The organism is Methylomagnum sp., from assembly GCF_054333355.1.
The window spans coordinates 1-4068 of sequence record NZ_JBTEKS010000386.1 but is presented as its reverse complement, the minus strand read 5'-3'; the positions used below and the strand labels follow the sequence as shown (position 1 = coordinate 4068).

5 protein-coding genes and 1 pseudogene are annotated in these 4068 nt (G+C 54.0%); 2 read left to right on the top strand and 4 right to left on the bottom strand.

What is annotated here, in order from left to right; translation table 11 throughout:
* Positions 1–87 precede the first annotated feature (87 nt).
* Both ACXWUF_RS19790 and ACXWUF_RS19785 read left to right on the top strand, forming a co-directional pair.
* A complete protein-coding gene (locus ACXWUF_RS19790; RefSeq protein ID WP_458496303.1) occupies positions 88–780 on the top strand; it encodes a hypothetical protein in 693 nt (230 codons plus the stop codon).
* A 99-nt stretch (positions 781–879) separates the two neighbouring features.
* On the top strand, positions 880–1227 hold the full coding sequence (locus ACXWUF_RS19785) for a hypothetical protein (protein ID WP_458496302.1): 348 nt from the start codon (positions 880–882) through the stop codon (positions 1225–1227).
* 138 nt (positions 1228–1365) lie between these two features.
* Here ACXWUF_RS19785 and ACXWUF_RS19780 read toward each other — a convergent pair whose 3' ends face one another.
* The 4 genes and pseudogenes from ACXWUF_RS19780 to ACXWUF_RS19765 all read right to left on the bottom strand — a co-directional run.
* Positions 1366–1560 (bottom strand): hypothetical protein, encoded by a 195-nt coding sequence (locus ACXWUF_RS19780; RefSeq protein WP_458496301.1) that lies wholly within the window; start codon positions 1558–1560, stop codon positions 1366–1368.
* 167 nt (positions 1561–1727) lie between these two features.
* Positions 1728–2642 (bottom strand): GIY-YIG nuclease family protein, encoded by a 915-nt coding sequence (locus ACXWUF_RS19775; protein ID WP_458496300.1) that lies wholly within the window; start codon positions 2640–2642, stop codon positions 1728–1730.
* 371 nt (positions 2643–3013) lie between these two features.
* The gene (locus ACXWUF_RS19770) at positions 3014–3376 is read right to left on the bottom strand and encodes a hypothetical protein (RefSeq protein ID WP_458496299.1); all 363 of its coding nucleotides are present in this window, start codon (positions 3374–3376) and stop codon (positions 3014–3016) included.
* Between the two features lie 13 nt (positions 3377–3389).
* A pseudogene (locus ACXWUF_RS19765) lies at positions 3390–4068 on the bottom strand (ribonucleoside-diphosphate reductase subunit alpha); the annotation flags it as partial.

Below are 4068 nucleotides of genomic sequence, written 5' to 3'. Positions count from 1 at the left end.
AGCCCACGATTGACGCGGCTTCTCGTGGGCTAAAGCCCACTCCCACAGTTCCTTTTCCTCCCCATAACCACAACGCCGGAACCCCCCATGCCTACTCCAAACCCCACCGATCATCCCGTCGGGCTGCGTTACTCCGACCGCCTGCAAATGGCCGCCCAAGCCCGCACCGAGGCCATCGAAGCGCTCGGCGACGGGACCAGCACGGCCCTGACTTCGCTCATGGGTCCGATGGGCGAAGGCCCGGATTGGCCTGCGGGTCCGGCGTGGCGGGCCATCCGCCGCGAGGGTCGGCTGCTGATTTTTTCGGATGGCCTGTCCGATCCCTGGGTGGAACGCAACCGCCCGGAAACCGGCCTGGGGCTGGAAGTCTTCATCGACAGCCCGCAATCGGGACTGCCCGACGACGCGCCCCTATTCCTGGCCGCCGACACCTGGCTGTTTCCCATGCTGGCCGAAATCAGCCACATCCTCGCCGGGCACCACCGTTTGCGGGACACGCTGCTTGAGTCGGGTTTCCTGTCCATGGGATTCGCCATCGACCATTTGAAGGATGGCCGGGGCCGGGCGGGCGCCCTGCTGAACGTGGCGGCGGCGGGGCTGCCGACCACCATTCAGTTGCCGGGCGGCGAGGTGCGGCTGGTGGCGGTCACGTTGCTTACCCCGGAGGAAATGACATTTCTGCGGGGCGGCGGCGCGACCGCCCGCGAGGAACTGGCGGCCAAGCTGCAAGCGGCGGGCGGCGGGCATTGGTCTTTGCCGCGCCGGGCTTCGGTGGTTTAGCGCGTTCAGCGGGAGCGCCCGCGACAGCCAAACCAAGTCGCGGGCTAAAGCCCGCTCCCACTTTTTTAAACGGTATTCATCCTGGCCCGGAGACAAGCAATGAGCGAAGAAACGGTGGTTTTTTTCCTGGGGGAACGGTTTCGCTGGTCGCAATTCGGCGAAGACCCGTCCGAAGAAAACGACGAGGACAGCGTCATCAACGAGCTGGAGCTTTACCTTGGCAATTACGAGGCGAAATGGGACGGCGAGAAATTGGCCACGCCCTTCGAGCATTGGGGCTGGGATCGGCTGCGGAGAGTGGTGTGGGCGCGGCGGAATTCCGCCAAGGTCCGGGAAGCCGTGGCCGACGCCGTGGCGGAAAAAACGGTCGGGCGGGTGGTTTATCTACCCATCGACGCGGAGGAGCCGTCGGCGAGTTGGGCGGTGATGGCGGTCATGCAGTCCTGAAATTGCCTGCGGGGGAATGTGTTCGGTCCTTGCTTATAGCGGTGCTTATTTGGATTCGATACGCGATTCGTCGAGTCGAAGCGCCGGAGCGCCTTGCGCAAGGCAAGCCTGGGTTCTGTTGATGTAAGCGAAGCCAGATCAGTGTACGTAGGGTGGGATAAGCGAAGCGCATCCACCCAACCAAGGCGGCGGATGCGCTCCGCTTATCCGCCCTACCCTGACTTGGCGCAAGGCGTCGATGTTTTCGACCAGCAGGCGTTGCGAGCGGTTGTTGAGATTGACCGTGAAGAAGTAGGTGCCGCCGGGAATATAGAAGCGGCGATAATTCGTCATGGCCGAGTCGCCATAATCGGATATTTCACCCCATTTCGCATTTCATGGCATATCACCGCATCGCATCGTGTTTTAATCGTATATTATAGGATGGGTGAAGCGCAGCGAAACCCATCAAAGCGAGGCATTAAAGCAGGATATATTCCGCGATAATCCATCCTACTTTATTATTTAGTTACCCAACTTCTAATATTTAAATAAAGATTTTCAGGATTTTTTAAACCTTCCCGTCTTGCCATTTCGATATAGTAATCAATTTCTTGCAAAAGCTCTTCGGAATTTGCTTTGATATGTTTCTCAACCAGCCCTGAAGGTATCAATCCAGATTTAAAACAATCTCCTATTGTGTGCATCAGTGGATTTGTTACAGCCAGCTTATCTTCAACGAGTGCATCCGGTCTAGCCTCTCGCTCCTCAACAAACTTTACAAGGCACTTCCGAGCATTCTCAACTTGATTTTGCCTAAGAAAAACTCGGGTCATCCATAGATAACAAACATAATTTCCGTTGCTTGCGCCATCTTTGCAGGCTTGCAATGCTGCTTTATTATCCAACGGCACGTCGGAATGACCGTAAAAATGCATGTATGCGATTCTCTCATAGGCGAGATGGCATCCAAGCTTTGTGGCTTTTTTATATAGCTTTAGTGCTTCTTGATGATCCTCAAAACAGTCTTCACTCCCATGCAAATAATCATTAGCCTGATTCCAAACGCCTAGCCATGGATAATCAAGGTCATCTTTTTCTTCCTCAGTTAGAGAGTTTCCATTTATTTGCTTTAACTGTTGAAATGTGGCGGGCGCTTGCAATATGGCTTCGATTACTATGGATACCGGTGCCGTGAAAAACTCTCTATTTTCCGAGAGACGATACCCCTTATCGGCAAGAAGGGTATGTACAAAGGACTCCATTCCTTCCGGGTCGCCAACCAATTTCTCGTACACAACGATAAACGGGGTTGGCACACCAGTTACTTTTGATAGTTCTTGCGCTCTTTCGCTAGGAGTTCGGTTTGTCTTGCCAATTTTTACGACATTAGGCATCGAGCTATTTGCCAATACGTATATATAACCTTGCCCCATACTCCCGCCCTTATGTTGGAAATTTAACCATAAAAATAATGGTCCGCCGCTTGCACAGCGGACCAAAACAGCCCTACAAGTCTGCGAGCCACGCCCCCACGAGTACCGTGAGGACGAGCGCTGTTAGTGGTTCAAAGCCCGCACTCAAATCGTGGTACAAGGCTCCGAAAGCCAAAATTCGCAAATGAAAGGTGTTTGCTGGCGGTGTCGAAGATGGTCTTTTCATCCCTTTCTTCCCAACCATGCACCGGTCTTTTGGTCAGCCGGAATCGGTGCGTCCAGACTTCATTGCCATTTTCCGTATTGAAGCAGTCACGGTGGCGGCAAGAACCGACTGCGAAACACAGAACTTTCTTTGTGAATCTCCTTATTTAAGCCATTGGGACAACGTTGTTAAGTAACAAAATTACCCCGACCGCAATTAAAACCAGGGCACTTCTGGAAGCAATATAATTACGCATACTGGCAAAGAAAGTCAGTATCTTCATATCTACGAAACATCCAGACAAGAGATCCAGTTGAGCGTAGTTCTTTTTGAACAACGAGTCATCCCTATATTTGAGCAATGCAACCAGCAGGCCGACAACTGTGCCAGTCATATAAACTTTCGAGCTTTCACCCAAAAAATAAAACCAGCCAGACAATCCGAACATAATGGCCGCTGCCAAGATCACTACATTATCCAATATAACTGGCCTAGCTAATGTCCAAGGATAAGGGTCTTTGTAACTCATTCTTACCTCCAAATTACTGACAAGCCTCACAAGTAGGATCATCAATCAAGCAAACCTTCGGCCCGCTGTCCGCCCGGACATCCGACGAGGCCACCGGCATATTCAGCACCGCCGCGCCGTCATCGCCCGACTTCACCGCGTTCAACTTGCCGTCGAAGGCTGTGCTCTTCTCAACGTGGGTCGCGCCCATGGTGCGGAGGTAATAGGTGGTCTTGAGACCGCGCACCCAGGCCAGCTTATAAAGATTGTCCAGCTTCTTGCCCGACGGCTCGGCCATGTACAGATTGAGCGACTGCGCCTGGTCGATCCACTTCTGCCGCCGCGAACCCGCCTCGATCAGCCAACGCGCATCCAGTTCAAACGCGGTGGCGTACATCTGCTTGATCTCCTCCGGCACCCGCTCGATCTTCTGCACGCTGCCGTCGTAATACTTCAGATCGTTGATCATCACCGCGTCCCACAGGTCGTGCTTCTTCAGCTCGGCCACCAGGTACGGGTTGACCACGGTGAACTCGCCCGACAGGTTCGACTTCACGAACAGGTTCTGGAAGGTCGGCTCGATGGATTGCGACACGCCGCAGATGTTGGAAATGGTCGCGGTGGGCGCAATCGCCATGGTGTTGCTGTTGCGCATCCCCACTTCCTTGACCCGCTCACGCAGGGCGTCCCAATCCAGGGTGAAGCCGCGGTCC